Here is a 26,273-nt window from a genome sequence, read left to right on the forward strand (position 1 = left end):
GTCGGCTTCGGCTCCGCCGGAGCCGACCTACTGGCGGTCCAAAGAAGGGCAATCCAGTATAGTAATCACGGTGTGCCGGTCTCAGATACCAGATACCTGATATCTGATAATTGATAACTCAAAAATCGATCCCGATACCGATCCCGATACCGATTTGGATCCAGAAGGCACTTCATTCCGTCTACCGTCTTCCACCCTCCGCCATCCGTCCTTCGTCTTCCGTCTACCGTCTTCACGCCCCAGAAAGAAACTGGTACCCCACCTCGCGAACACTGGTAATGAACTCCGGATGCTTGGGGTCGGCTTCGAAATACTTGCGCAAGCGGGCAATAAAGGCGTCCACTGTCCTGGTCTGCACCGTGCCTTCGACCTGCCAGACGTTTTCCAGAAGTTCTTTGCGTGACACCACCCGGCCTTCGTGCTCAATCAGATATTTAAGAACCATCGCTTCCCGGGCGGTAAGCTGGAACTCTTCCTTCCGGGTTTGAGCCCGCAGCGTCGCAAAATTGACCGTATTCTCCCCAAAACGGACGACCGGTTCCTGCTGCGTGACATCCTGATACCACTGCTTGCGTTTGAGCATCCCCTGAACCCGCAGCAGCAATTCCTTGAGATGAAACGGCTTTGTCAAATAATCGTCGGCCCCCGCCTCCAGGCCTTGAATGCGGTCTTTCGCCGTGGTGCGCGCAGTGAGCATCAAAATCGGAAGTTGTGGCGAGACGGCGCGAACCTCTCTGGCCACCTCATACCCGTCCACATACGGCAGCATGAGATCCAGGATAATCAAATCGAACTCCTGTGCGGCAAAAAGGGTTAACGCCTCTCTGCCGTCAACCGCTCGCTCGACCACATACCCTTCCTGTTGCAGATTGAACTGCAATCCGACAGCCAGGCTCTCCTCATCCTCGACAAGGAGGATACGGCTTTCAGGCGCCCTCACCATGTGCGGTGTCCTTTTGTTTTTGTTTACGGCTCAAGCGCAGCAACCGTTGCGCCGCGCGCTCTGTGCCCTTGGCGTATTGGGGCAATTCGATGCGGAAGGTGGAGCCTTTGTTCGTCCCCCGGCTGGACACCCGGATCGCCCCCTGGTGGATGCGGATAATCTCTTTGACCCAGTACAGTCCCAGGCCGGTCCCTTTAACGCTCGGCATGGCCGTGTCATGACTGCGGAAAAATTTCTCAAAGACCTGTTCCTGATGCTGGAGTGGAATGCCGACGCCATTGTCAGCAAAACGGAGAATAAATTTCCCCCGTTCGCAGGCCATCCTGATATGGATTGCTGTATCCACTCCCTCTCGGCTGTATTTGATGCTGTTGTCTACAAGATTGTCCAGAACAATGCGGAAGGCGTTGCGGTCGAGAACGCAATCACACCCTCCATCCCCGGATATCTGTATCGCCTTTTCAGGCAAGGAAAACTGCTCACGCGACTCGTGAACAAGTTCTGGAACCAGTTCCTCCATGCGGTGGACCTGGAAATCGTGAGCAATTTTTTTCTGCTCCAGAGCCGGGACCTGCAGGATCGCACTGATGAGGTTATTGAGCCGGTCGGTATCCTTGAGCATCATGTTGAAGAACTCCTCCTGCTTCTCCCGGGGGAGTTCATGCATACGCATGGTCTCGATGGAAAGCTGTATCGAGGCCAGCGGAGATTTGAGTTCGTGGGTCACATTGGCGATAAAATTGTCGTACAGCCGGGTCAATTTGAACTGGACGCTCAAGCGGTGAAAAAGAAGTGACATCCCCGTGGAAATGGCGATGAGCAGAATCAGCCCGCCGATCAGGAGCAGGTGATTGAGCCCCTCGGACATGAGTTGGGAATGCAGGCGAGGCCCGACCTCGCTGATGACCATATAATTGCTCGTATACCAATAAATCCACAGCCCGAGCAGCACCAGCCAGGCCACCTGCGCCAAAACAAAAATCAGCACTTGGACAACAAACGATCGGGGTTGCCGCATTGTCGCTCCCTTCCTCCTCACTCGTACAAATTCCGGTCCTGTTGCACCACGTGTTCAGATGAACTGCTCTCCAAATTCGTCCTTCTGGCGAGCCTGAGACACCCGCGAGCCGCAAGCACGCCGCGGGGGAAGATTGGGTGAGCAGTTGCAAATCCCGTCCACAAACCGAGCAAAGCCGCCTCTTGGGCGGTACCCTCTCTGGGCGGCGTAGCGTTTCCTGCCGATTTTTACGCGCCTTTTACAAAACAGGGGGCGTCTTTGCCTGCCGAATAGGCTACTGTACTTCGTATCGGGAAGCAAAATTGCGCCCCGTTCCCCGCTACGGCGGGAATCGATCCCAGCACCACCACGATTGCCTCCAGCCTGACCAACCTCCTCTGAGACAGGCTGCAAGCACATCGGTGAACTGCCTCAGTCAGTCTATTTCACAGGAGATTTGCACAATGCTACCACACACCGCTTTTCCGAGCCTCACCTTTGGGAATCTGACCGCCCCTACCCCGATCATCCAGGGCGGGATGGGCATCGGCATTTCCGGCGCCGGCCTCGCGGCGGCCGTGGCCAACGAAGGCGGCATCGGCGTCATATCGGCTATTTGCCTGGGCATGCGCGCTCCGGGGTCTCGTCAGGATTACGCGCAAGCCAATAAAGAAGGGTTGATCCGGGAAATCCGCACAGCCCGGCAAAAGACATCGGGAGTCCTGGGCGTCAATATCATGGTCGCCTGCTCAGACTACGATTCCCTGGTCTTGGGGGCTATTGAAGAAGAGGCGGACCTCCTCTTTCTCGGTGCCGGTCTGCCCTTGCAATTCCCCAAGGAACTCACGCCGGAACGCATGCGCACCATGCACAGCAAACTGGTTCCCATTATCTCCTCGGCCAAGGCCGCGAATACGCTGCTCAAATACTGGAGCAAACGTTTCGGACGCCTCCCCGACGGGTTTGTCGTCGAAGGCCCCAAGGCCGGGGGACATCTTGGCTTCAAACGCGAACAGATCGAGGACCCGGCCTACGCTTTGCAGCGTCTCATCCCGGAAGTCGTCGAGGCTGTGCGCCCGTATGCGGAAAAATACGGACAACAGATCCCGGTGATCGCTGCCGGAGGCGTCTATTCGGGGGCGGATATCGCGGAATTTCTCGAACTCGGTGCCAGCGGCGTCCAGATGGGCACCCGCTTCGTGGCTACCCACGAGTGCGATGCGGACAGCAAATTCAAGGAATCTTTCGTCCAGGCCAAAAAAGAAGACCTGACCATCATCCAGAGCCCGGTTGGCCTCCCTGGACGGGCGATCAACAACGCCTTCCTCGAAGATGTCGCCGCAGGAGCGAAAAAACCCTTCACCTGCCCCTGGCATTGCCTGAAGACCTGCGACTACAAACAATCCCCCTATTGTATCGCCTGCGCCCTGAACCAGGCCCGGGCCGGACGCCTCAAACACGGCTTCGCCTTTGCCGGCGCCAACGCCTGGCGGGTGGACGCCATTATCTCCGTTCAGGAACTCATGCAGTCCCTGGCCGATGAATTCGCCGAGGCCACAGCCCTGCCCGAAGCCGCCCTGGCCTAACCTGCCTGACGCCCCATCTCTCCCGCCCGTGGCACGTCTCCCACGCCACGGGCGGGAGTTTTTACATCTCGCCTTACCGCCATTTCGTAGCATCAACAATTTCCGCCCTAATGCAACTCAGTCAAGGTCATCAAACATGGCGCTGCTGCAGTACCTTCCGGCTCTCCAGACAACTATCGCTACTTCTCTTGAAAAGTCCACCTATCCCCCACAAGCTATTCACAAAATGGTCGCTGAGCGGCCTGTCTTGACCACCGCTTCACAATCCTATATACAATGCAGGCTGAGGAACTCGCGCCCCGTGGTGTGCTGAACACGCCTGGGGTGGTCCGTTTGGCCATATCAGCGTGGCCGTGAAACGGACCGTTCGTTCACTGAACCCGGAGGAATCATGAAAAAGACGTTTCTTCTCATTTCCCTGTTGTGCCTTACCCTTCTCTTTCCCGCCGCCGCTTTCGCGCAAAAAGACACCATCCGTCTCGGCGTACCCCCCTGGCCTGGGGTCACTGTCAAAACCGAAGTCGCCACCCAAATCCTTGAAGCCATGGGGTATGAAACCCAACAGTTGGAAATCGGCCCGCCCATTATCTACAAAGGGCTGACCACCGGCGAAATCGACGCCTACCTGGCCGCTTGGCTGCCGCAGCAAACGGACATGTTCGAGCCGCTCAAGGAAAAAGGCGCTATCGATGTCATCAATATCAATCTTGACGACGCCATGACCGGTTTTGCCGTTCCGACCTATGTCTGGGAAGCCGGTATCCACTCCGTTGCCGATCTGGCCCCCAACGCCGACAAATTCGACTCCACGTTGCACACCATCGAAGTCGGCAGCGGCATGCACACCACGACAGAGGAAATGGTGAAAAACGATGTGGCCAGCCTTGGCGACTGGGAACTCGCCAGCAGCACCACCCCGGCCATGCTCACCGAAGTGAATGAAAAGACCAAGAGCAAGGAATGGGTTGTTTTCCACGCCTGGAAACCGCATTGGATGACTATCAAGATCGATATGAAATTTCTTGAGGGCGTCCCTGGTTCCGAGGATCTCATCAGTGAGAGTGTCGTCTACAACGTGGCCAGCCCAGACTTTCAAGAGCGTTTCCCCCAAGCTCGCAAGTTCTTGGAAAAGTTCTACGTTTCTGGAGACACCCAGAGTGCCTGGATCCACTCTTTCAGCTATGAGAAAAAAGATCCTGAAGATGTCGCCCGCGAGTGGATCGCCAATAATATGGAAACAGTGAGCCAATGGCTGGACGGGGTAGAAACCACCGACGGCCGGCCGGCCATCGACGCAGTCAAGAACGCCGTCAAATAAGACGCTGACTGCTGTCTTGAAACAACGCCGCCCCCGCACCATGTTCTGGTGCGGGGGCGTTTTTTGTGTTCACTTTTGTTGCGTTAGTTGTCCTTTGCCCTGTGACCTGCCGCTGTGGCCTCCTCACCCCTTTTTGCCAGTCTCCTTTGGCAGTCGCGCACCGCAATGGCGACACCGCTGGGCCTCCCCCTTCTTACGTTCCCGGATCTTTTGAATCTGGCGGCATTTTGGACAAGTACGCCTTGAGGCATGCAGGGCCCGTAAAACGGTCTGGATCAAAACGCTCATCTGATTCTCCCGGCGCGACAAAAAGGGTCAGGTAGGCATTGACCACGTCCTGGGGACGCCCGATGACATACACCTCGTCACCGGCGGAAAGGACTTCGTCCCCCCTTGGATTGTTCAGTACCCGCCCCTCGCGCTGAATGGCTACAACCGTTACTTGATACGTGGTCCACAAATGGGTCTGAGCCAGTGTCATTTGTGACACGGGCGATTTCGAAACTACCGGCAGGGAACAGACGTCGCCTTCCTCACGCTCCAAGCGGACATGGGTAATGTTCCCGCTACTTTGGCGCCGCCCCCGGAGCAGTCCATAATCCTGGGCCCGAATCATGCCGACGGCCTGTTCGATATCCTCAACGGAAACGGAATACCGGGCCAGTATCCGGGCAAACATTTCAATGGAAGCCTCATACTGTTCGGAAACGATCTCATCAGCACCGACCGCCCGCAAGGCCGGCAGTTCCTCGACAAAACGGGTGCGGACAATAAGATGCAGGCTCGGATTCAATGTTTTTGCCAGTTGGACAATGTGTCGCGTCGCCTGAGGATCGTTGACCGCCACGACCATCACCGCGGCCCCCTTGATCCCGAAATGCTCTAAAACCCCGGCCTGCGTAGCGTCGCCGAAATGGATAGGCACCCCCAAGGCCTGTTGCTCACTGACGGTCACGGGATTGAGTTCCAAAATCAAATAGGGGATGTCCGCGAATCGCGCTGCTTGGGCCATATTCCGCCCGCTGACCCCGAATCCGATCACCAAGAGATGGTCGCGCATGGAGACGTCACTGGAATCCTCCTCAAAAGACTGCGGCCAGATCCGATCCACCAGACGGCCCAGGCGGGGGGCCACTGCGATAACGAACGGCGTCAACGCCATCGACACCACAGCAAAGGCGAGGGTGGTATCGTACAGGCGGGCCCCGACCAAGCCGGTTTCTGCACCGGCCTGCAAGGCGATAAAGGAAAACTCGCCCACCTGCCCCAAAGCCAGCCCGGTGAAAACAGCGCTGCGCAAAGGCAGACGCAACGTCAGCGCCCCAGCGGCTGCCAAGACCGATTTCAAGGCATACACAGCCAGTCCCAATCCCACTATCAGCAACGGGTTGGCAACGACAGCCCCGACATTGAAAAGCATGCCGATAGAGACAAAGAAAAAGCTGGTAAAAACATCTCGAAACGGCTGGATACTGCTTAACGCTTGGAGGCTGTACTCCGAACGGGAAATGACCAACCCGGACAAAAATCCCCCCAAGGCCAGGGAAAGTCCGGCTTTCGACGTCAGCCAGGCAACGCTGAAACACAGAACAATGACAAAGAGCAGAAAGATTTCCCGATTTTGGGTCTGGGCCACAGAACGAAACAGCTTGGGGATCACATAATTGATCCCGTAAAAAATGACGACCAGGACGGCGGCCATCTTGAGCAGTAAAAGCCCCAATCCCCCCGCGGTAAGCGGTTCCGACCCGCCCAGGATCTGGACCGAGAGCAGGATGGGCACCACCGCGATATCCTGAAAGATGAGCATGCCCAGGATGGACTGCCCGTGCGGCGTCTCCAGCCAGGACTTTTCCTGCAACACTTTGAGCACAATCGCCGTACTGCTCAAAGCGATGGCCAGACCGAAAAAAACAGCCTGATTGAGTTTGAGCCCGCCCCATGCTGACAGCAAGGTCACCACCACTGCTGTCACCACCAATTGAACGCTCCCTCCCAAGAGCACTGCCCGTTTGATACGCATCAACCGTTCCAGGGAAAACTCAAGGCCGATGGTGAACAAGAGCAGGATGACCCCGATTTCGGCCAAAAGCTCCACTTCATGCCCTGAACGGACCCAACCGAAGCCGTGGGGACCAACCAGGATACCGGCCAGCAGAAATCCGACCAGCGGTGGCAGACGCAATCTGGTGAAAAGCCAGATGCTCGCCACTGAAAGGCCGCAAATCAGGATCAGATCTTGGAAAAGCGGGGTATCCACAACTGTGTCCTCAGGCTAAAAAAATGGATGTTCAGAAATGGCTCACGGGGGGCACGGCCTCCCTGTTCGCTACATGGGGAGCTTCTCGCCTCATTACTCGGTCCAGCACGTCCAGTTCAGCGCATGCCCTTGTCACTGAGCAATCCAGCAAAACTGCCTGCGGTATCGCACGCATCGCCTTTCAGCTGTCGGAACCGCGAGCAGATACGAAAGGAAGTCCTCTCCCGATTCAGGCGGCGCCACTACAAATGGGGCACCTCTCCGGCGACTTCGGCTACGTAGCGGATGGTGCCGTCCGCGTCCCGGCCGACCACCGTCGTGAATCCGTCGAAAAACCGCTGCGAACCGTCAGCCTCAGTCACCGTGCTCGTGTTCGGGATGCTTTTGCCGGTCGCAAAAGTCTCCAGGGTGTGGCACCCCTCGCATGGGGTTTGCCGGTCCTGATACACGGCGTAACATTTCTGCCCCACCGGATCGCAGCCGGCGACCTCAGCCGCCTTGGCGTTGGCCCAGACGATGGTCAGCTCCGCATCAAGAACAATGGCCACCTGGGCGACCTTTTGGACAATGGTTTCAAAATCGATAGCTGTGTCCATAGAAAATCCTTCCCTCATGTTGAGCGGGGGTGACGAGGCGCCTCAAACGCCCCGCCGTCGTTGTGTTCGCGATTTTTGTGCTTCCTCGTTTCATCGGCAAGCACAAATTCCAGAGTCAAAGGACGAAACAGCGCATACAGGCGCAAGCCGAGATATATCCCTACGGCGCAGACCACCCCCCAGAGAAGCCCTGCAAGCGCAATGATCATTGGCGCAGCCACGAGCCCACGCACCCCAGCAAGATAGTCTCCGTTCCACTGCACGACATCAAATCCGGCAAGGGCCAACGCACCGAAGACAAGCCCCAGAGCGGTCCAACTCACCGTGGACCCCAGAAGAACCAGCTTGAAAATACTCGCGCCGCGCAAGCGTAAGACTTCCACCGCTTCTGTTTTTGGCATATCTTTTCCCCAATTGGTTTCACCCAAGATATACCGTCCCCTGAATCTGGACACAATGGCCCCAAAACAGGGACCAGTTCGCTTTCCGGTGAGATTGTTCGGGCCGTGGCCGGATCTCCAGATGGAAGACACGGTCGAAAGATCGCTCCCAGGAAGTTGTATCCGTCATTGCCCGGCCCCTTGCGCTGCGTGCGGCACATGCCTTTGCTACCGGGCAATCCAGCACAACTGCCTGCGTTGCCGCACGCACCCCATTCCGGGTATCGGGAGCCGTGAGCAGGGACCCGGAGCCTGAACGAGGGCCTGGAAGAGCAAAACATCCCTCCGATTCTCGGACAGCGGTTGCCCAGTTCCCGGATGCCTCGCAATAAACACCCGTTCTTTCGCCCCCATATTGACTGTTTGGGCCTGTGTCTTATTTTTGGAAATTGTACACATCGGACGCCTGAGCTGAAAAAGGAGTAGAAATCGCGTATGCAATACAAGGACTACTATGACGTGCTGGGTGTTGACCGCAACGCCTCGCAGGACGAGATCAACAAGGCGTTCAAAAAACTGGCGCGCAAATACCATCCGGACTTGAACCCTGACGATCAAGAGGCGGAGCGGAAATTCAAGGAGGCCAACGAGGCCTACGAGGTCTTGAAAGACCCTGAAAAACGCAAACGCTACGACCACCTCGGAGCCAACTGGGAACACGGTCAGGACTTCGATCCCCCGCCGGGCTACGAGAACATGCATTTCAATTTTGGCGGCGGCCAAGCCGGCGCCGGCGGATTCAGCGATTTCTTCGAGACCATTTTCGGGGATATGTTCGGTGGCCGCGCCAATTTCCAGGGCGGCGGCGGTTTCAGTGGCGGCCAGTTCGGCGGGGCCCAATTCGGCGGACGCGGTTTTCAGCAAAAAGGCCAGGACGCCGAGGCCACCCTCGATCTGAACCTGGAGGACGCCTACGCCGGTGGGCAGAAAACCGTCACCCTGCAGGAGCAGGTGCCCGGACCGGACGGGCGCGTCCGGGTCCAACCGAAGACGCTGCAAGTCAATATCCCGGCCGGGGTCAAGGATGGCGCCCGGATACGGCTCTCAGGACAGGGGCACCCCGGTCCCGGCGGAGGTCCCAACGGAGATCTTTTTCTCAAGGTCCACCTCCGGCCGCACCACCAGTTCAAGGTCGAAGGCAGCACCATCATTTACGACCTGCCCTTGGCGCCCTGGGAGGCCGCGCTCGGAGCCAAGGTCCGCGTCCCGACCCTGGAAGGGCAGGTGGAAATGCATATCCCCGCTGGCGTCGGAAGTGGGCAAAAACTCCGTTTGCGCGGTCGCGGCCTGGGACGGGGACAAAAAAAGGGTGACCAGATGGTCCGGGTCATGATCAAAGTCCCCAAGCAGGTCTCGGAAGAAGAAAAAGCGCTCTGGGAACAGCTCGCGACGCAGTCCAGCTTCAACCCGCGCAATTCCTGAACAGTCTGCTCGAAAAACCTGTTTCTCCCAGTCCGCCCACGTATATGGTGCACAACAGATAACCCTGTGCCGCACCTGCAACCATGAGGACAGTCTCCACGGGTTCTTGAATCGCGCCGCTCTCCAGGAGAGTGATGGAGGTATCTATGCCATATGGTGGTATCCGCATTGTCGAATCCGAACTCCCGATCCGGTCTGAACTCCTGGGCTGGAGTCAGTTCATCGAACTCACCGGCCTGCACCCCTCTCGGATCGGTGAACTGATCGACATGGGCTGGCTGGAGCCGGTCCTGTCCGGAGAAGACTACCTTTTTCGCAAACGCGATGTGTACCGGCTCCGCAAGTTCCAACGGTTATGCCAGGATTTTGGACTCAGTTCGACCGGCGGGAGCATCATCGTCGATCTTCTGGAACGCATCGAGGTCCTGGAACGCGAAGTCAGACAACTTCGGCGGTTGCTGTAAAACGGCCTTCGCCCTGTTTATATGCACCTTTTTTGCAAACAACTTCTGCTTTTTGATCAGCAAAACACGTTGCGGTGTTGATTGCAAAATCACCAACCAATGGATCCAATTTTCATCTGCGCTTTACATTCGATTTTTACGACTTAGAATACACCCATAGGTTGACAAAATATATTTTTGCAAAAGGAGTTTCCTATGGATCTCAATAAATTCACCCAAAAATCACAGGAAGCGATCAGCGAGGCGCAGAATATCGGCGTGCGGCACAGCCATCAACAGATCGACGCCGAACACGTTGCTTTGGCCTTGGCCGAACAAGAGGATGGCCTTATTCCGCGCCTGCTCGAGCGCCTCGGCAAAGATCCCAAGAATTATATCGCGGCCCTGGAGGCCGAATTGAAAAAGGTGCCGCAAGTCAGCGGCCCCGGCGCCCAGCAAGGGCAGATATATGTCACCCAGCGGTTGAATCAGGTTCTGGTCAAATCCCAGGACATGGCCAAGAAAATGCAGGACGACTACGTCTCTGTAGAGCATATTTTCCTGGCCCTGCTGGAGGAAAGCGCGTCCAGCGGTGTCGGGCGCGTCCACAAGCAGTTCGGACTGGACAAAGACACAGTCCTGCAGGCCCTGACCGATGTCCGCGGCCACCAGCGCGTCACTTCGTCCAACCCGGAAGGGACCTATGACGCCCTGAAAAAATACGGGCGCGATCTGGTCGACGATGCGCGCAAAGGCCGCCTGGACCCGGTCATCGGCCGGGACACCGAGATCCGGCGGGTCATCCGCATCCTCTCCCGGCGCACCAAAAATAACCCGGTCCTGATCGGCGAGGCCGGGGTCGGCAAGACTGCCATCGCTGAAGGGCTGGCCCAGCGCATCCTGAACCAGGACGTTCCTGAAGGCCTCAAGCACAAGACCGTCTTTGCCCTGGACATGGGCGCCCTGCTGGCCGGGGCGAAATACCGCGGCGAATTTGAGGAGCGCCTCAAGGCCGTGCTCAAGGAGGTCCAGGAATCCGAGGGGCAGATCATCATGTTTATTGATGAGATGCACACCATTGTCGGCGCGGGCAAAGCCGAAGGGGCCATGGATGCCGGCAACCTCTTGAAACCCATGCTGGCCCGCGGTGAACTGCACTGCATCGGCGCGACCACCCTGGACGAGTACCGCAAGAACATCGAGAAAGACCCCGCCCTGGAGCGCCGCTTCCAACCGGTCATGGTTGAAGAGCCGGACCTGGAGGATACCATCTCCATCTTGCGCGGCCTGCGGGAACGCTTTGAGGTCCACCACGGAGTGCGCATCGCTGACGCGGCCCTGGTCACTGCCGCGACGCTGTCGCACCGCTATATCACCGACCGCCAGCTGCCGGACAAGGCTATCGACCTCGTTGATGAGGCCGCGGCCATGATCCGCACGGAAATCGACTCCCTGCCCACGGATCTTGACGAGATCAACCGGCGGATCATGCAGTTGGAGATCGAACGCGAGGCCCTGAAGCGCGAAAAAGACGAGGCTTCCAAGGAGCGGCTGGAACGGCTGGAAAAGGAACTGGCTGACCAGAAGGAAAAGCAGACCACGCTGTTGGCCCAGTGGGAGAAAGAAAAAGAGGGCATTAACGAACTTCGCTCCCTGAAGGAAGAGTTGGAAAAGACCCGGCGGGACATCGAGGAGGCCGAACGCAATTACGACCTGAACAAGGCCGCGGAACTGCGCTACGGCAAACTCAACGAACTCGAGCGGAAAATCGCGGAGCGCGAACGATCTCAGGACGAGGCCGGCGAATCGCCGCAATTGCTCAAGGAGGAGGTCGGCGCCGACGATGTCGCCGAAATCATTTCCCGCTGGACCCGCATCCCGCTGTCACGCCTCCTGGAAGGCGAAAGGGAAAAACTCCTGCGTCTGGGCGACGTGCTGCACGAGCGGGTCGTTGGCCAGGACGAGGCTGTCGAGGCGGTCGCTGACGCCGTCCTGCGCGCCAGGGCCGGGCTCAAGGATCCCCGCCGGCCCATCGGCTCCTTCATTTTTCTCGGCCCCACCGGCGTCGGGAAGACGGAACTGTGCAAGACCCTGGCCGAATCGCTCTTTGACAGTGAAGAAAACATGATCCGGCTGGATATGTCCGAATACATGGAAAAACATACCACAGCCCGCTTGATCGGGGCGCCTCCGGGATATGTCGGCTATGAGGAAGGCGGACAATTGACCGAGGCCGTGCGGCGCAAACCGTATTCGGTGATCCTTTTCGACGAGATCGAAAAGGCCCACGCCGATGTCTTCAACACCTTGCTCCAGATCCTGGATGACGGCCGACTGACCGACAGTCACGGTCGGACCGTGGATTTCAAAAACACGATCATTATCATGACCTCCAATCTCGGGTCCGAATTCATGCTCGAGGGCATCAGCGGCGAGGGGGAACTCACGGACACGGCCCGCTCCCAGGTCATGAACACCCTGCGCGGCTCATTCCGGCCCGAATTTCTGAACCGGGTCGACGAGATTGTCATGTTCACCCCGCTGACCCGCGAGCAGATCAAAGAGATCATCGGCCTGCAGATGCAGCAGCTCCACACGCGTCTGGAAGACCGCAAGATCACTTTGGAACTCACGGAAAACGCCCGCGAACTCATCGCCCGTGAGGCCTACGACCCGGTTTACGGCGCTCGGCCCTTGCGGCGGTTCCTGCAGACCCACATCGAAACCCCGCTGGCCAAACAGCTCATTGGCGGGCACCTCAAAGAAGGGCAACATGTTGTTGTCGATGGGGTTGACAGCGAGCTCGTGTTTCAATAAAAGCATCCTCACACGACGACGCGGTCGTTGTTCGGGAACTCGACTTGTTCCCACGATCTTTGGAAAAAATGCTTGACAGCGAACAGGGTCTGTGACAGATTCCTTCTCCTGCTGGGGCGGATAGCTCAGCTGGGAGAGCATCGGCCTTACAAGCCGAGGGTCACAGGTTCGAGCCCTGTTCCGCCCACCAGCATTTTTATAGCGCGGAGCCGTAGTTAAGTTGGTTATAACGCCGGCCTGTCACGCCGGAGGCCGCCGGTTCGAGTCCGGTCGGCTCCGCCAACGATTTCAAAAGGGATTGCAGATACACATCTGTAATCCCTTTTTTTGTGTTTTTTCGGGCCAGTACAGCGGCGCTTTTCGAGAAAAGCCCTGCCACAACCCGCCGGCGCACAATCAACACGGCCATATAGAGCATTGCTCCATATCGTAAAATCTGCTGCGCAACCACGCTTCATAGCTCAAGACGTCTTCTGCAGCGACAGGACGTTGGAGCAGTGCGGCAATAAGTTCCCGGTCTTTGAGCAGGGAAGGATGCGCTTCCTCGCCCAAAAGGACGTTTTTGGCCTCATTGATCAGGGCGGCGAAGCGGGTTGCCCGGGCATCCCCCCGGTGTTTGTCCGGATGGTGGTGGTGCATCATCCGGTAATAGCCGTATTGGATTTGCCTTGGGGAGGCTGTCGGTTCCACACCGAGGACTTCCGCGGCGAGTTGGATATACGTTGTGTCAGCCAGCATCCTGTCTCCCTTTTTCCTCTCCTCTGCCAGAGCAAACGCAAAGGTGTTCAGCGCCGGCGCCCCCGGCCACCGCGACGCACGCGGCTGCTCGAGCGGGGCGGCGTCTGGTGCCGCAGCGAACCGGCCTGGAAGAAGCGGTAGCCAACATAGACGGCCACAGCGGCGAGGATGACCCGCGGAAACACAAGAAAGAGCACCACCGCCAGAAGGGCAACCAGGGGATGGACACCAAGGCCCTGGAAAAAATTGCGAAAAGGACGCGCGTTGCGGCTGGTGCGCCGGGAATTGGGAGGAATCATACAGTACCTGTCCAGTCTTCAATGCAAGGAGAGCCCAACAGCGAGCCGAAACAGGTCCGGCTCGCTGGAACACGACTATTCATGGGCCTTATCAACGGTCCAGACTTCCCAGACCTTGCCGACAAGGTCCGGTCCGGGCTTCAGGGTATCCTTGCCCGGTCGCCAGCCCGAGGGCGTGGCCTGGGCCCCTTTGGTCTCCCGGACCAATTGGAAGGCCTGGATCTGCCGCAGGGTTTCGGCCACATTGCGTCCCACAGGAGGCGTCAGGACTTCGTAACCCTGGACGATGCCGTCCGGATCGATCAGAAACCGTCCCCGGTTTTCAACACCGGCGTCCCCGTCATAGACACCAAAGGCTTCCCCGACCTTGCCGCCCCCGTCCGAGAGCATGGGAAAGGGCACGCCGCCCTTGACCATCTTCGACAATTCGACGTCGTTCCACATCTTGTGCACAAAGACACTGTCGACACTCATGGACAGGACTTCAACGCCGAGATCCTGAAATTTCGAATAGCTATCCGCGACCGCGGATATTTCGGTTGCTCAGACAAAGGTGAAGTCGCCGGGATAAAAACAGAGGACAACCCATTTTCCAAGATAATTGGACAACTTCACACTGGTAAATTCACCCCGGTAATACGCAGGAGCAGTAAAATCCGGGGCCGCTTTTCCGACTTGGATCATCCGTTTTTCCTCCTTTTTTGGTTCTGGCGTCTCGAGAGAGGGGGGATCAAGCGGTGCATCGCCAACAGGTCCGCCTGTCGGTCTGGCGCACCCCACTGCAGGTTCGTCAGCCATAACGAGCCTCCTGTTAGAATGTCAGGACATGGGCCAACAGCAGTCGCAGCTATCCTGCCGCTCCAGGATTGTTCTGTAAAGCGAGAATTCCAAAACCGATGCACGGGGATCATCTTCGAATCAGGGAAACGGGGTTTTTCTGTCGCCGTTTTGCGGTCACAAGAGTATTTTTTCTTTGCGTGCAGCAGTATCACTCAACAATACCTACCGCACGCGTCGGACTTCCATCACCACCGGTGATCGACAAAGGAAAGCAAGAAAACGAAAAGTCGCTTTGCGGCAACTGTAGCAGATTCGTCAGGTTTTCGACCAGCACGATATCCTGGTCCAGCAGGACTTGGTGGACAGGAAACTTCACAGAATCGTCGCGATCGGCCGAAAGCGTATCCAGCCCGACCCCTTTGAGCCGGAATCCGGAGAGCCATTTCGCGGCTCCGGGCGCGAGAACCGGATAGTCATGGAAATACGCTTCATGGCCCCAATACTGATCCCATCCGGTGGCGAGGAGAACGAAATCGACCTCGCGCAGAATTTGGGCGTAGGGCTCCAGTTCAGCCAGCCCGATACAACACCCGTGCACATGGGACAGATCGATGCACAGACCGGGGCCGTAAAAGTGGGCCATATCAAAATCGTCCAATGATTTTCCCATGCTCTTGAGATGGGACGGCGCATCGAGATGGGTCCCGGTGTGCGACCACATGCTGATCGCTGTTTCGGCAAAACCGTGCTCCAGGACGGTACAAGCTGGTTCAATGGTTGGTGGAGCCGTCCCCGGGTAGACCGGCGTGTGTGACGACAACGAATGGCTGAGATCAATAACTTTCATAGGCACCTCGAATGCTGAGTTCCCCAAAAACCGAAGAACACAATTCCGGAACCGTTTTGCGGATCCGGCCAGAAAGGATTTGGGCCGGCCGACGCATCAGGCACCTGCCACGGCCGAGTGTGTATTCCAGGACTCACCAGACTCCTCTACTCCTCCAGAAAACATTGCACAAGGAGGTGGTGGAGAAACAGGGCTCTTCGTCACAGGGCATGGAATTTCAGAGGCAAACTCCAAAAATCCAGAGGATCCGTCAAAGAACCAAAAAAAGTCTCCGCAACGGTGCGGCTACACCTGTCTGCGTTGGGATATGCACAGCATCCCGGATATCGGCAACCGCAGGGACCTAAAACCCTCTTTTCGGCCCATGCGCCACACACCACACCTTCGGTCTTCCCGCCGGAAAGGCTTGACACCGCCACATTTCTGGGGATATACAATTTGATTTTGACGAAGCGAACAAAACGTCCGCAAGGATGTATCGAAAGAACACGGAGGTCCGTCATGGCTAAGAAAAAACAGTATTTTGAAGGCGCCAAGAAAACTGAACAGGGTCTGGAATATAACGGCTTTGTTCTCAGCCCGGTCATCGACAAATGCGACGGCTGCGAACGCGCTGTCTGGTTTGAAGACGAGCGGTTTTGCACCAGCTACCCCAACCCGGAACGCAAATGGGCCCACGGCGCCTGCAACTTTGCCACTCACGTCAAAGCCAGCGTGGACAAAGGCGGCCAGGTCAAGGTCAACCCGATCAAGGCCTCCAAACGGGCTGCCCGCGGCAAATAGCAAGGCTTCGTGCCGACGACCGGCGGCGCGCAAAGCGATTTCCACAAGCCGCAGTCTGACCGCATTCCGGCGGCGGCTGCGGCTTGTGTCGTTGGCGTTTCGGATGCACTGGACGCTCATTCTTCGCGCCAGTGATCGAAGCGTTCTGTTGCCGCCCCATTTCCAGGCCGGAGGCCAATCCCCGGAACCGAAAACACACCACAACCCATTAGCCCAAGGAACAGGCCATGCGAGACCGTCTTTTTGCCTATCTGGACACCCAACGCGATGCTATTGTCGATCTGCAGCGGGAATTAGTCGCCCGTCCTGCCCTGGGCCCGGAAAACGGTGGCCAGGGCGAGGTTGAAAAAGCTGAATTTTTGACCGCTTACCTCAAAGACATGGGGCTGAGCGACATCCGGGTCCTGCACGCCCCGGACAACAGGGTTCCCTCCGGCTCCCGGCCGTCCATCGCCGCCGTCCTGCCCGGCAAGGATACCTCGCGAACCATCTGGTTCGTGGCCCACACCGATGTGGTGCCCGCTGGTGACGATTCCCTCTGGGACAGCGACCCCTTCCAACTCCGCCAGGAAGGCGATCTCCTCTACGGCCGCGGCGTGGAAGACAACCACCACGGCCTGGTCGCCGCTCTCCTGACCGCCAAGGCGTTTGTGCAGGAAGAGGCCCAGCCCGACGTCAATTGCGGCCTGTTGCTGGTGGCTGATGAAGAGACCGGCAACACCTATGGCCTCGATTATATCCTCCGCGAGCACGGCAATCTGTTCGCTCCGGGCGACCAGTTTCTGGTCCCGGATTTCGGCGTTGAAGACGGGTCCACCGTGGAAGTGGCTGAAAAAGGTATGCTCTGGGTCAAGTGCACGGTCCACGGCCGCCAATGCCACGCCTCCTCCCCCGACCAGGGCGTGAACTCCTTTGTCGGCGCTTCGGCCCTGGCCCTGCGTCTGCGCGGGCTCTATGAGCATTTTGACGCCCAGGACCCCTTATTCGCTCCGCCCTACTCGACCTTCGAGCCCACGAAAAAGGAAGCCAACGTCCCCAATGTGAACACCATTCCCGGCCGGGACGTCTTCTATCTCGATTGCCGGGTGCTGCCCCGCTACGATCTGGACGATGTCCTGACCAAGGCCCGCCAGGAGGCCGATGTTGTCGAACAGGATTACGGGGTGCGCGTCGAACTGGAGACCGTCCACCGTGAATCAGCGCCGGGCACGGACCCGCAGACCCCCATTGTCCAAAGCGTGCTCACCGCGCTGCGTGACGTGCGCGGGATCACCGGTCAGGCCAAGGGAGTCGGCGGCGGCACCGTGGCTGCCTATCTGCGCCGGGACAATCGGCCCGCCGTGGTCTGGAGCACGCTGCTGCACAACGCCCACCAGCCCAACGAGCACACGAAAATCAGCAACATCATAGCCGACGCCAAAGTCATGACCGCCTTGCTGGTCGAGTAATCATGCGCAAATCACTGCCTCCGGAGACCTTTGATGTTATTGTCGTCGGCGGTGGACACGCCGGCTGCGAAGCCGCGATGGCCGCCGCTCGTATGGGGTTGTCCACGCTGTTGTTGACAATCAATATCGACCGGCTGGGGCATCTGTCCTGCAATCCAGCCATCGGCGGCCTGGCCAAGGGACATATGGTCAAGGAGATCGATGCCCTGGGCGGCCGTATGGGCCTCTGGGCGGACCAGGCGGGCATCCAATTCCGGATTTTGAACACCCGCAAGGGACCGGCTGTGCGCGCCACCCGGGCCCAGATGGACCGGGCCACCTACATGCGCGTGGTCCAGCGCGACCTCTTTGCCCAGGACAACCTGTGGATCAAAGAGGCCACCGCCCAGGAGATCCTGGCAGAAAACGGCTCTATCAAAGGGGTGCGCACCCATCTCGAGGAAATCCACCGCAGCGCCAACGTCATCCTGACCACGGGCACCTTTCTGACCGGCCGCATCCATATCGGACTGAACAACTTTGCCGGCGGCCGCCTCGGCGACCCCGCCGCCAATGCGCTGTCCGAAAGCATGCGCGGCCTCGGCCTGGACCTCGCCCGCCTCAAGACCGGCACTGTGCCCAGGCTGTTGCGCGACAGCGTCGATTTCGCGCAGATGACGCCCCAACCCGGCGACGACCCGCCGCCCCCGTTCAGCTTCCATTCCCCCGGCGTGCAATTGCCGCAACTGCCCTGCCACATCACCTACACCAACGCGGCGACCCACGACTCAATCCGCGAGGGATTCGACCGCTCGCCCATGTTTCAGGGGGTCATCACCGGCACCGGGGCCCGGTATTGCCCGTCCATTGAGGACAAGGTCGCCCGCTTTCCGGACAAGGACCGCCACCAGTTGTTTGTCGAACCGGAAGGCCTGGACAATCCGGAGGTCTACCCCAACGGCATTCCCACCAGTCTGCCTCTGGACATCCAAAAAAAGCTGCTCGCGACCATCCCGGGCCTGGAACAGGCCCAAATCGTCCGCCCCGGCTACGCCATCGAATACGATTTCGTGCCCCCGACCCAGCTCAAGCCGAGCCTGGAGACCAAAGCGGTGGCCGGCCTCTTCTGCGCCGGGCAGATCAACGGCACCTCCGGCTATGAAGAAGCCGCCGCCCAGGGATTGTGGGCCGCCATCAACGTCCTCAGGCGACACCAGGAACGCGCCCCCTGGATCCTCGGCCGCGACCAGGCCTATATGGGTGTGCTGGTCGACGACCTGGTCACCAAAGGCACGCAGGAACCCTACCGGATGTTCACCTCCCGGGCCGAACACCGCCTCTTGCTGCGCGAAGACAACGCCGATCAGCGTTTGACCCCGCTCGGCCGGGAGCTCGGACTGGTCGACGACTCCCATTGGGAGATCTACCAGTCCAAGATGCAAGCCTTGGACAGCCTGCTTTCCCGCCTGGAGGAGACGATCATCAAGCCGGACGCCACCGTGCGCGAGAAGTTGCACTCCATCGGCGCGGCCGTCCCCGGTAAGCCGGCGAGCCTGGGCACCCTCCTGCGACAGCCCCAACTCCATATCCGGGACCTGGAAGTCGTCGCCCCCGGGCTGAGGGATCTGCCCGGACACGTCCTGGATCAGGCCGAGGTCCAGAGCAAATACCAGGGCTACCTCGCCCGGCAACAGGAAATGGTCCAACGCTCGCAGCGCCAGGAAAATATCGCTCTGCCCGAGGACATGGCCTACGAGACCATTCCCGGTCTGTCGCGGGAGGTGGTCGAAAAACTCCAGACCATCCGCCCCCGGACCCTGGGCCAGGCCGGCCGCATTTCCGGCATCACCCCGGCGGCGTTGTCCTGCCTGGAGATCGCGCTCAAAAAGCAGGGAAGGATGTAGAGAAGGTGGATGAAGCGTGAAGTTTTAAGTGTTAAGAAAGATTGAGGAATTTTGGAATTGAGGGATCCAGGGATTCAAGAATTGGGGAATTGAAGAAGGGGAACGTGACTGTGCCCGTGTCTGTGACTGGAAAGGCAGGAACACCCTGAGGCCTCCAAATCCAAATCGCTATCGGGATCGGTATCGGGATCGAATCCGAAATCGATTTTTAAAATCCTGTCGGCTTCAGCTTCGCTGGAGCCGACCTACGAACTTGGAAAGCAGATTTGAAGTGTTAAGTTTTAAGTGTTAAGAAAGATTGAGGAATTTTGGGATTGAGGGATCCAGGGATTGAAGAATTGGGGAATTGAGGAATGGGGTTGACAGCAAGTGCCGGCAAGTCCGATCCCGATCCCGATAGCGATCCCGATTTGGAGAGGATGTGCTGGTTTTCGCATCCTGTCTTTCCGCTCTGCATTTTTCCAATTCTCCAATCCTTCAATGTTTCAATTTTCTCAATCTTCCTTGAAACTTAAAACTTTTCCAACCACGTAGGTCGGCTGAAAGCGAAGCGTCAGCCGACGTTAGCGTTAGTTGGTGTATTTGAGATTCTGGAAAGGCAGGAACACCCTGAGGCTTCCGAATCGAAATCGCTATCGGGATCGGTATCGGGATCGATTTTTGAAATCCTCCCGACCCCAATCCCGATTTGGAGCGGATGTGCTGTTTTTCGCATTTTGCCTTTTTCCTCCACAATCCCTCGATTCCAAAATTCTTCAATTCCACAATCCCCCCAATTCTTCAATTCCTCGATCCCTCAATCTTCCTTACTACTTAAAATCTTACACATCCCCCGCTCCCCCACCCTTGTCTTTCCCCCCGGAGAAAGATATGTCCATTTACGTCATTGTCGCTTTTCTGGGCCTCACGATCTTGACGACCCGGCACGAAATGCCAATATAGCCGAACCGGCTGAGCATTGTTTGTTCGTGTCACCCCATAACGCGTTGCACAACCAAGGAGACGGAATTGGACGAAAGCCCGGAGGGAAAATTATGGACGCTGGTCCGAAAGTTCTTCAGCGGGAAGACGGAAAACCCCATTGAAGATGTCATCCTCGAAGCCCGAACCGACGGCGAACTCGAGGCTTTCGAGGCCAGCATGCTCATCAATGTCCTGCGCATGGGGCGCAAACAGGTGCGGGAAATCATGATCCCGCGAACCGACATCCAATGCGTCGAACAAAACGCCAGCATCCAGGATGTGGCGGAACTCATCATCGAACACGGCCATTCCCGCATCCCTGTCTACAGGGAGAATAAGGACCATATTATCGGAGTGGTCCACGCCAAGGACCTCTTGCCCTATCTCTTAAACCACTGCGAAACCCCGCCCGATCCGCTCTCGGCCATCATGCGGCCGCCTTTTTTTATTCCCGAGACCAAAAACGTCAAAAATATGATCGCCGAATTCCAGGCCCAAAAGGTCCACATGGCCATTGCCCTGGACGAATACGGCGGAACGTCGGGACTGGTCACCTTTGAGGACGTCCTGGAGGAGATCGTCGGGGAAATCGAAGACGAATACGACCTGCCGCGCCCGGAAGACATCCAGGTCATGGAGGACGGACGCCACCTCGTTGCCGGACGCACCAGCCTCAATGACCTCGAAGAGGAAACCGGCGTGTCCCTGACATCCGATCAGGTCGAGACCATCGGCGGCTTCGTGACCGAATTGGCGGGCCGGGTCCCCATGACCGGAGAAGAATTCGATTACCTCGGCCACAATTTCCGCATTGAAGAGGCCGACAGCAAACAGGTCTACGCCGTGAGCATCCTTCCCCGTGTTGAGACATTCGAAATCGAAAACGGTGCTGAAGAACAGTGATCATGCTGGGGATCGCCTGCATTGTCCTGGCCTGGTTCGGGTTCGCCAACCCGCTTCTCCATCTGCCGGTCGCGGTGGTGCTTCTGCCGTTTGGCTTGGCCTGCCTGGCCCAGTCCGCCACAACGCCGCGACAGGCCCTCAAGCTCGGGTGGGCAGGCGGCGCCCTCTTTTTTACCCTCTCGCTGTATTGGGTCGCCTTTCCGGTCCACTACTACGGCGGCCTGCCCTGGTTTTTGGCCATCCCCTGCCCCCTTCTGCTCGCCGCCTATCTCGGCCTTTTTCCCGGCCTGTTCGCGCTCATCCTGCGTTGGGCACGCCCCAGGATGTACGGCATATTCTGGGTTCTGCTCGCAGGCGGCCTCTGGTTCGCACTGGAATGGGTCCGCGGCCATGTCTTGACCGGCTTTCCTTGGCAAACACTGCCCCAAGGGCTGGCGGCCTGGCCTGCGGCTGTCCAGCCTGTGGCTTGGCTGGGCAATTATGGCTATGCTGGCGTTTTGGCCGCATTGGCTGCAGCCGCCTCGTTGCCCCGGCCCCGGGTCCTCCCCCAGACCGCAACGCTTGCCGTGCTGGTCCTGCTGGTCCTGTTCGGCTCCTGGCAATTGGACCAGCCCCTGAATCCGGCGGCGACAGCAAACGTGAGTCTGATCCAGGGCAATGTCGACCAGAACCACAAATGGGACCCCGAGTACCAGAAAGCGACCCTGAACACGTATCTCACAGCCAGTCGGGCCCAGGTCCGCGAAAACGCCCCGGATCTCATCGTCTGGCCGGAGACTGCGGTGCCCTTCTACCTCCAGGAGGCGACCTCCTTGAGTACACGGGTCCACCAATTCGTGCGCACCTTCGAGACCCCGCTGTTCACCGGATCGCCCGGCTACACCGGCAACGAGGTCGGCGACTATATCCTGCACAACCGGGCCTACCTCCTGGGGCCCCAAAACGATCCGCAATTCTACGACAAGGTCCATCTGGTGCCCTTTGGCGAGTACGTCCCGTTGGGATCCCTGCTCCCCTTTATTGAAAAACTCGCCCACGGTGCCGGCGACTTCCGGCCCGGCGACCACACTGCTCCCCTGAATCGCGGCCAGCTTGCTCTGGGGCCGTTGATTTGCTATGAGACAATATTTCCGGAACTCAGTCAGCGCCGGGTCCGGGATGGAGCCAACCTGCTGGTCAACATCAGTAACGACGCCTGGTTCGGCCGCTCGCCAGCCCCGCGACAACATCTGCATCAGGCCGTACTCCGGTGTGTGGAACAGGGCCGCGGCATGGTCCGCAGCACCAACAGCGGAATCTCCGCTTTTATCGGTCCCCGTGGCCGGGTGCAGCAATCCGGCCCCCTTTTTGAACGCATGACCCTCCACGCCGCAGCCGTACCGCTTATGGACCAACGCACGTTTTTCAATCGCTTCAAACTCCCCATCGAAGGGGGATTGGCCGGGCTTGCTGCGCTGCTCATCCTCTGCGCCGCACTCTTCCCCCGTCGTATCCGCCATCGGCAATGGGCCCTGCACTGACGCACCCCCGTCGCTTCGATCCGCGCTCTGATTTCCCGTTTCCGTATCACCACGGGCCAAAAAGCCCTGACGAGGGGATGCCCCCTCGCCTCAACCGAAACTTTTTGTGATTCCAGTGTGTCATCAAAGAACGCCCACGCTCTTTGTCCGGGCCGGGGGCACAATTCCGGAACCGGACACGAACACTACACCCAACCCGGACCGGTTCCGGGATTGGGAACACGGTCTGGAAGGTGCCTTGAGCGCCAGTGCTAGCCGCTGCCCCCTGTAAACGCGACAAAGTGGCTCGATACGCCTCCTGGCTCACAACAACGCCTCCGCTCTTTTTCCAGGCCGGGGGCACAATTCCGGAACCGGACACGAACAACAGCGCTGACACTTTTCCGCGCCTGAACACGCAAAGGAAACGTTTCTCCGCGTCTCCTTTCAAACCGCTCCGCCTCGGCAAGGCGGCCCAAACACGTATGTTACAACTATCAGATATCCGCAAAGAAAGTCTTGAGTTGCAGGAAAAATTCGAATCCCTCTGGAGGCGCCTTTGACCTGCAAGGCCATCACGACCGACTGAAAACCATCGAGGAAGAACTCGCCAAACCCGAAGCATGGCAGAATCCCGAAGAGCTGACACCGATCCTGCGCGAGAAGAGCCGGCTGACCGAGGAGATCGAATCCTGGGAAGCCTTGCGCGATCTGCATGAGGACCTGCAGGAATGGCTGGAAATGGCGGACGAGGACCAGGGCCAGGAGGTCCTTCAGGCCCTTTCGGAAACCAACGCCAATCTCGCCGCCCAGCTCAACAAGGTCGAAATGGAGCTGTTGCTGTCCAAGCCTGAGGACAAGGGCAACGCCATCCTGGAGATCCATCCCGGTGCCGGCGGCACCGAGGCCCAGGACTGGGCCGAGATGCTCCTGCGCATGTATTTGCGCTGGTGCGAACGGCGGGGATTCAAGGTCCAGGAACTCGACTCCCTGCCAGGGGAGGAGGCCGGGATCAAAAGCGTTACCCTCCAGATCCAGGGCACCTTCGCCTACGGCCTGCTCCAGGCGGAAAAGGGCATCCACCGGCTCATCCGGATCTCCCCCTTCGACACCTCAGGACGGCGCCACACCTCGTTCGCCTCCGTGGACGTCTACCCCGAGGCCGCCGACGATATCGAGATCGACGTCAACGACGAAGACATCCGCGTCGACGTTTTCCGTTCCAGCGGCCCCGGCGGGCAGAATGTGAACAAAACCAGCTCCGCCATCCGGATCACCCACTTCCCGTCCGGCATTGTCGTCCAGTGCCAGAACGAGAAGTCCCAGCGCCGGAATAAAGAAACGGCCATGAAGATCCTCAAATCCCGTTTGTACGACCAGGAGCGCAAAAAACGGGAAGCTGACAAACAGGCCGAATACGCCTCCAAGGAGGCCATTGCCTGGGGCAGCCAGATCAGGACCTACACCCTGCAGCCGTATCGGCTGGTCAAAGACCACCGCACGAACACCGAGGCTGGTGACGTGGACAAAGTGCTCGACGGTGATATTGATGTCTTTCTGCGCAGTTACCTGCTGTATCTGCACGGGACCCAGGTCGGGTAACCATGTGCCGGGCCGGAGCGCCCTTTCCCCCCGCGCCGGACGGACCAAACGCCGCAACCGGTTCACGGCCACAGGCGTAAAAAAAAAAGATCTTGAAACGAATTTCGAACAAGTCCTTGACGTTACCTGCAACATTTGATCAAGGTGGTTTGAAATATGTGGAAAAAGTGTCTTGTACCTGCAGGGAATGGGCTCGGCTGCACGAGCTGACCGACGGCCGTTCCATTGCGCCCCGGGACGCTCCTCCACACGGGCGAAGCGTGCTCGTGGATTTTGGCTTGTCCCGCACAGCAGCGACCCAAGCCAACGGAATCAGCACACGGCCGGTTCCAGGAATTCCATACACAGTCCAGCCCGCAACCACTAGCCGTTTCACGGGGGAAGTCATGAACAAAAGCGAGTTGGTCAAAGCATTGGCCGATGCCCACAATCTGACCCAGGAAGAAGCCAAAGACATGGTCAACACCTTCTTTGACTCCATCAAAGATGCCCTCGAGCAGGGGGACCGGGTCGAGATCCGAGGTTTTGGCAGTTTCAAGATCAAACATTACGAAGGGTATAAAGGACGCAACCCCAAAACAGGGGAAGTGGTAGACGTCCAACCAAAGCGACTCCCGTTTTTCAGAGCCGGAAAAGGGCTCAAGGAGCATCTCAATAAATGATTTTCCCCGTTGGCCGCACGTGGCTGGCCGTGTGCATCTGCATCGTTTGTCTCTGTGCCGGGTTCGGCGGTCAACTCGGGAGTGCTGAAGCAAAGCAGTCCCCGGCGGTGACCCTGCTTTTAACGGCGAACACCTACGGGGTACATTCGCCGTGTCCGACCTGAGGGGGAAAGACCCTCGGGGGGCTGGCCCGGCGGGCCGGCTATTTTGGACGTGTCCGTTCTCAGACGCAGGGATATCCGGTTTTCAGCATCGCCGGGCCGTATGCATTCACACCTCCCGGTAAAACGCCTTTGTCGAGCGCAGCGTTCACGAGACTCGTCGAAGCGCAGGGCCATCTCCAATACGATCTCGGGGTGCTCGCCGACGACGAGCAAAAAACCGCTCCAACTCCCCTCAGCCCGCCCTGGCGGCGGATCACCGCTGAGGTACAAACATTGGTGCTGGAAAAACAGGGGATACGCCTCGGAATCATCCTCTTCCCCAAGGCCGCGGCGAACCTCAAGGCCCAATTTCACAACATCGGAGCCCATGCCGAACGTTTGCACCGGACCTGCGACCTCGTTCTTGGCGTCAGCCCCTGGGGCAAACGGCTTGAAGGCCGTTTTCTCCAAGCCAATCCCGGGAGCGTGGACATCCTGCACGGCAGTGGCCCCGGCGGCCCGCTTCCGTTCCGGTTGAGCGAGGACAACCAAACCGTCTGGGTCCGTCCCTACAATAAAGGCAAGACCGTTCAGCGCATTGATATCCTCACGCTTCCTGGCCCTGCGGCAACGAGTTGGGAAAAGGGGAAAAATGTCCGCTTGCAACTCATTCCCCTCAAGGAGTCCCTGCCAGAAGAAGCGGCTGTCACCCAGGCCCTGGAACAATAACCGCTCCACCGGCGAGCGACCTGCGCCCCGTTTGAGGCGACTGACTGCAAACGGGAAAACGGCAGCGAACCACGGCGGCGATTTCCGTCCCTGTCAGCCGAGATTGGCCGGTAACAGGAAATTGCCGCGAACAACCGGCTCTGGTGGTCTTCTTTGCCGCAGAGCCGGGCCA

The 26,273-nt window shown here is 58.3% G+C and carries 22 protein-coding genes and 2 tRNA genes; 15 read left to right on the forward strand and 9 right to left on the reverse strand.

The features are described 5' to 3' along the window. Nucleotides 1–232: 232 nt before the first annotated feature. The gene (locus tag DRET_RS09245; RefSeq protein ID WP_015752275.1) at nucleotides 233–943 is read right to left on the reverse strand and encodes a response regulator transcription factor; all 711 of its coding nucleotides are present in this window, start codon (nucleotides 941–943) and stop codon (nucleotides 233–235) included. Then, complete coding sequence (locus DRET_RS09250) at nucleotides 927–1,961, reverse strand: sensor histidine kinase (protein WP_015752276.1); 1,035 nt, start codon at nucleotides 1,959–1,961, stop codon at nucleotides 927–929. Before DRET_RS09250 ends, DRET_RS09245 begins: the two co-directional genes overlap by 17 nt. A gap of 443 nt (nucleotides 1,962–2,404) precedes the next feature. Between DRET_RS09250 and DRET_RS09255 the strand changes: the two genes are divergently transcribed. After that, a complete protein-coding gene (locus DRET_RS09255) occupies nucleotides 2,405–3,526 on the forward strand; it encodes an NAD(P)H-dependent flavin oxidoreductase (RefSeq protein WP_015752278.1) in 1,122 nt (373 codons plus the stop codon). Nucleotides 3,527–3,917: 391 nt separating this feature from the next. Further along, nucleotides 3,918–4,844: an ABC transporter substrate-binding protein gene (locus DRET_RS09260; RefSeq protein ID WP_015752279.1), complete on the forward strand. Its 927-nt coding sequence runs from the start codon at nucleotides 3,918–3,920 to the stop codon at nucleotides 4,842–4,844. Nucleotides 4,845–5,037: 193 nt separating this feature from the next. Here the strand turns inward: DRET_RS09260 and DRET_RS09265 are convergent, their stop codons facing one another. The 3 genes from DRET_RS09265 to DRET_RS09275 form a co-directional block, all read right to left on the reverse strand. Continuing rightward, entirely contained in the window at nucleotides 5,038–7,104 is a 2,067-nt protein-coding gene (locus DRET_RS09265) for a monovalent cation:proton antiporter family protein (RefSeq protein ID WP_015752280.1), read from the reverse strand. 242 nt (nucleotides 7,105–7,346) lie between these two features. After that, nucleotides 7,347–7,700 (reverse strand): PAS domain-containing protein, encoded by a 354-nt coding sequence (locus DRET_RS09270; RefSeq protein WP_015752281.1) that lies wholly within the window; start codon nucleotides 7,698–7,700, stop codon nucleotides 7,347–7,349. Between the two features lie 14 nt (nucleotides 7,701–7,714). After that, complete coding sequence (locus DRET_RS09275) at nucleotides 7,715–8,101, reverse strand: hypothetical protein (protein ID WP_015752282.1); 387 nt, start codon at nucleotides 8,099–8,101, stop codon at nucleotides 7,715–7,717. Between the two features lie 474 nt (nucleotides 8,102–8,575). On the opposite strand from DRET_RS09275, the gene DRET_RS09280 reads away from it, so the two are divergent. From DRET_RS09280 to DRET_RS09300, 5 genes are all read left to right on the forward strand, one after another. Beyond that, nucleotides 8,576–9,562, forward strand: a complete 987-nt coding sequence (locus tag DRET_RS09280) for a DnaJ C-terminal domain-containing protein (protein ID WP_015752283.1) — start codon at nucleotides 8,576–8,578, stop codon at nucleotides 9,560–9,562. 146 nt (nucleotides 9,563–9,708) lie between these two features. Beyond that, nucleotides 9,709–10,026, forward strand: a complete 318-nt coding sequence (locus tag DRET_RS09285) for a chaperone modulator CbpM (RefSeq protein WP_015752284.1) — start codon at nucleotides 9,709–9,711, stop codon at nucleotides 10,024–10,026. A gap of 195 nt (nucleotides 10,027–10,221) precedes the next feature. After that, on the forward strand, nucleotides 10,222–12,822 hold the full coding sequence (gene clpB / locus DRET_RS09290; RefSeq protein WP_015752285.1) for an ATP-dependent chaperone ClpB: 2,601 nt from the start codon (nucleotides 10,222–10,224) through the stop codon (nucleotides 12,820–12,822). Nucleotides 12,823–12,936: 114 nt separating this feature from the next. After that, nucleotides 12,937–13,012 (forward strand) — tRNA-Val (locus tag DRET_RS09295). Between the two features lie 15 nt (nucleotides 13,013–13,027). After that, nucleotides 13,028–13,104 (forward strand) — tRNA-Asp (locus DRET_RS09300). A 114-nt stretch (nucleotides 13,105–13,218) separates the two neighbouring features. On the opposite strand, the gene DRET_RS09305 is transcribed toward DRET_RS09300, so the two are convergent. The 4 genes from DRET_RS09305 to DRET_RS09325 all read right to left on the reverse strand — a co-directional run bounded on the left by DRET_RS09305 (nucleotide 13,219) and on the right by DRET_RS09325 (nucleotide 15,486). Further along, the gene (locus DRET_RS09305; protein WP_015752286.1) at nucleotides 13,219–13,560 is read right to left on the reverse strand and encodes a J domain-containing protein; all 342 of its coding nucleotides are present in this window, start codon (nucleotides 13,558–13,560) and stop codon (nucleotides 13,219–13,221) included. Between the two features lie 47 nt (nucleotides 13,561–13,607). Further along, nucleotides 13,608–13,859, reverse strand: coding sequence for a hypothetical protein (locus tag DRET_RS09310; RefSeq protein WP_015752287.1), 252 nt, complete (start codon nucleotides 13,857–13,859; stop codon nucleotides 13,608–13,610). 75 nt (nucleotides 13,860–13,934) lie between these two features. Beyond that, the gene (gene prxU / locus DRET_RS13435) at nucleotides 13,935–14,657 is read right to left on the reverse strand and encodes a thioredoxin-dependent peroxiredoxin (protein ID WP_083777221.1); all 723 of its coding nucleotides are present in this window, start codon (nucleotides 14,655–14,657) and stop codon (nucleotides 13,935–13,937) included. Between the two features lie 190 nt (nucleotides 14,658–14,847). Further along, nucleotides 14,848–15,486: a cyclase family protein gene (locus DRET_RS09325; protein WP_015752290.1), complete on the reverse strand. Its 639-nt coding sequence runs from the start codon at nucleotides 15,484–15,486 to the stop codon at nucleotides 14,848–14,850. Between the two features lie 501 nt (nucleotides 15,487–15,987). On the opposite strand from DRET_RS09325, the gene DRET_RS09330 reads away from it, so the two are divergent. The 8 genes from DRET_RS09330 to DRET_RS13075 all read left to right on the forward strand — a co-directional run bounded on the left by DRET_RS09330 (nucleotide 15,988) and on the right by DRET_RS13075 (nucleotide 26,101). Then, nucleotides 15,988–16,269, forward strand: a complete 282-nt coding sequence (locus tag DRET_RS09330; RefSeq protein ID WP_015752291.1) for a PxxKW family cysteine-rich protein — start codon at nucleotides 15,988–15,990, stop codon at nucleotides 16,267–16,269. 227 nt (nucleotides 16,270–16,496) lie between these two features. Further along, on the forward strand, nucleotides 16,497–17,717 hold the full coding sequence (locus tag DRET_RS09335; RefSeq protein WP_015752292.1) for a M20 family metallo-hydrolase: 1,221 nt from the start codon (nucleotides 16,497–16,499) through the stop codon (nucleotides 17,715–17,717). 2 nt (nucleotides 17,718–17,719) lie between these two features. Next, complete coding sequence (gene mnmG, locus DRET_RS09340) at nucleotides 17,720–19,600, forward strand: tRNA uridine-5-carboxymethylaminomethyl(34) synthesis enzyme MnmG (RefSeq protein ID WP_015752293.1); 1,881 nt, start codon at nucleotides 17,720–17,722, stop codon at nucleotides 19,598–19,600. A gap of 1,008 nt (nucleotides 19,601–20,608) precedes the next feature. Beyond that, nucleotides 20,609–21,466 (forward strand): hemolysin family protein, encoded by an 858-nt coding sequence (locus tag DRET_RS09345; RefSeq protein WP_015752294.1) that lies wholly within the window; start codon nucleotides 20,609–20,611, stop codon nucleotides 21,464–21,466. Between the two features lie 2 nt (nucleotides 21,467–21,468). After that, the gene (gene lnt, locus DRET_RS09350; protein WP_015752295.1) at nucleotides 21,469–22,986 is read left to right on the forward strand and encodes an apolipoprotein N-acyltransferase; all 1,518 of its coding nucleotides are present in this window, start codon (nucleotides 21,469–21,471) and stop codon (nucleotides 22,984–22,986) included. Between the two features lie 464 nt (nucleotides 22,987–23,450). Next, nucleotides 23,451–24,567, forward strand: a protein-coding gene (gene prfB, locus DRET_RS09355; RefSeq protein WP_015752296.1) for a peptide chain release factor 2 whose coding sequence is annotated in 2 segments (ribosomal slippage) — nucleotides 23,451–23,525 and nucleotides 23,527–24,567 — 1,116 coding nt in all. Because the reading frame shifts where the segments join, the coding sequence is not laid out codon by codon here. A 386-nt stretch (nucleotides 24,568–24,953) separates the two neighbouring features. Continuing rightward, the gene (locus tag DRET_RS09360; RefSeq protein WP_015752297.1) at nucleotides 24,954–25,229 is read left to right on the forward strand and encodes an HU family DNA-binding protein; all 276 of its coding nucleotides are present in this window, start codon (nucleotides 24,954–24,956) and stop codon (nucleotides 25,227–25,229) included. Then, nucleotides 25,226–26,101 carry a UshA-like (seleno)protein family 2 gene (locus DRET_RS13075; RefSeq protein ID WP_420705135.1) on the forward strand — a complete coding sequence of 292 codons (876 nt, stop codon included), beginning with the start codon at nucleotides 25,226–25,228 and terminating at the stop codon, nucleotides 26,099–26,101. The genes DRET_RS09360 and DRET_RS13075 overlap by 4 nt, the downstream gene beginning before the upstream one ends. The last annotated feature ends 172 nt before the right edge of the window (nucleotides 26,102–26,273 follow it).

Source organism: Desulfohalobium retbaense DSM 5692 (assembly GCF_000024325.1).
Classification (GTDB): domain Bacteria; phylum Desulfobacterota; class Desulfovibrionia; order Desulfovibrionales; family Desulfohalobiaceae; genus Desulfohalobium; species Desulfohalobium retbaense.